The following is a 2,112-nucleotide window of genomic DNA, read 5'->3' as shown; positions in this document are numbered from 1 at the left end:
GTCAAAGAAGAGGTCGCAGTAAAAGTAGAAGAAGCAAAGAAGGCAATAGCCGAAATTCAAGTTGACGCTGCAAAACTGTATCAAGTGTGTGCAGGATGTCATGGAGTAGACGCCTCAAAAGTTGCTCTTGGAAAATCGCAAATCATTAAAGGTTGGGATGCTCAAAAAATAGAAGACGCGCTTAATGGGTACAAAGCCGGAACATACGGCAAAGCCATGAAGGGAATAATGGTAGGGCAGGTTTCCAAGCTTAGTGATGTTGAGATAAAGGCGCTAGCAGAGCATATTTCAAAATTTTAAATTTCTCTCGTTTTCGATGTTTAGTGTAAATTAAGAAACATAAAATGATGAGATTCTATTTTTCCCATTTTGCTTTGCTTTGTATAGCTCATCATCGACCAGTTTGTAGATCTCATCCGTTGAGAAGGGCTTACTTATCTGAGCAAAATCCGCAACTACTACGCCGCAAGATATAGTAAGTACGCCAAAGGGAGGGTTCCCTTTGTGCTCTATATTTAAATCTTTAATATTTTCTAGCAGTTTTACTATAAAGCTATCAATATTATCACTATTTCCAATATTTAGTATTGCGGCAAACTCTTCTCCACCGACTCTAAAAACAAAGTCGCCCGCTCTTTTAAAATACTCTTTTAATTTTTCTGATATAGTTATCAGTGCTTTGTCTCCCATCTGATGACCGTACATGTCATTGTAGTTTTTAAAGTTGTCTATATCGCACATAAATAGGCAAAATTTATTTTTTTCTCTTATGGCATAAGAGAGCTTTTTTTGAAATATCTCGTCAAAAAAGCGTCTGTTATAGAGATTTGTCAACGCATCGGTTATGCTGAGTTTCTCTACTATTTTTCTATCGCTTATATCTTTTGCCACCATTATGTACCCTAATCTTTCTCCTTTAAAACTGTAGTAGGGAGCTATTGAACCATCTATCCAAAAAGGGGAGCCATCTTTTTTTCTATTTTTAAATTCTCCATTCCATTGATTGTCGAGTGAGATGCTCTTCCATAGCTCGTTAATAAGAGTTGTCTCATTAGAATCAAGCATGACATCGTGGCTCTTTCCTATTAGTTCTGATTTTTCATAACCGCAAATTAAGCAAAAAGCTTTGCTTACATCGGTGATTATCCCGTTACAATCGGCATAGGAGACTATTACATGATTGTCTATAATTTTGTTGAATTCTGCAATGGCCTTGGGGTAGTCTTTTTGGTGGTAATACGCAAAGCCCAATTGGTAATAGTCGGTGTTGTTCCATTTACCGCGCAGGCCTTTGTATTCTTTTAAATAAGGAATGGCTTGATCGTACTGCTCAAGGTTAAAATAACTTTCGCCGATGATTTTATTGAGTTGAGAGCGTTCTTTAGGATTGCTATTGGGTAGCTGCTCTTGGGCTTTGGTAATGGCTTTTTCAAAATTACCTTGCTTAAAGTTCATATCGGCTTCAAAATAGGCTGTGTTTTGGTTACGTTGAGTATTTCCACTTTCAAACAAGGCGCCGGCTTCGTCGTAGCGGTCTTGCTGGTAGGCGATGTAGCCTAAGTAATACTTGGCGTCGTTACCGTATTTTTGATGGGTGATGAGTTGATTGAAGCCTTTAGCAGCCTCGTCGTAGCGTTTAGCCACAAAGGCATTGTAAGAGTTGTTAAAAATCATTTGCTGACGTTCGGTGCGCGAAAGCTGGTCGCCTTTTACTTTGGCATACCATTTTTGGCTTTGCGGATATTTCCCTTGGTCAAAATAGTAATTGGCGACTTCTAGATAAGCTTTGTTCCGCTTGGGGCTATTGGGGTGATTTTCTACAAAATCCTCCATCATTTGGTCGGCATTCATATAGTCTAAACGGATGGCGCAGTTGGCGATGTAGTAGGCGCAATCGGCAGCTTTGTTGGTGTTGGGGTTGCGCTCTAACACCGCCTCAAATTTCTGCATTGCTGCGGCGTACTGACTTTCGTGGTATAAATCTACGCCTTGATTAAAACTGTAATCGTCTTCTTGAAAAGCGGCGCTTAGTTGTGCTTGCAGTGGTGCGAGCGGTAGAGAACTAAAAAAAAACAAGATAAAAACGGCGTTACGCATAGTTCAAATTTTAGG

At 39.6% G+C, this 2,112-nt stretch carries 2 protein-coding genes; one reads left to right on the top strand and one right to left on the bottom strand.

Translation table 11 applies throughout. The annotated features are described in order from the left end of the window. Positions 1-300, top strand: a 300-nt coding sequence (locus RQ763_RS11480; protein ID WP_409932389.1) for a c-type cytochrome, incomplete at its 5' end; no start/stop codon positions are given. 30 nt (positions 301-330) lie between these two features. On the opposite strand, the gene RQ763_RS11475 is transcribed toward RQ763_RS11480, so the two are convergent. Beyond that, positions 331-2,097, bottom strand: coding sequence for a diguanylate cyclase (locus RQ763_RS11475; protein ID WP_314153122.1), 1,767 nt, complete (start codon positions 2,095-2,097; stop codon positions 331-333). Between the last annotated feature and the right edge of the window lie 15 nt (positions 2,098-2,112).

This window comes from Sulfurimonas sp., assembly GCF_032250635.1.
Classification (GTDB): Bacteria; Campylobacterota; Campylobacteria; order Campylobacterales; family Sulfurimonadaceae; genus Sulfurimonas.
This window is presented reverse-complemented; position numbering and strand designations above follow the sequence as displayed.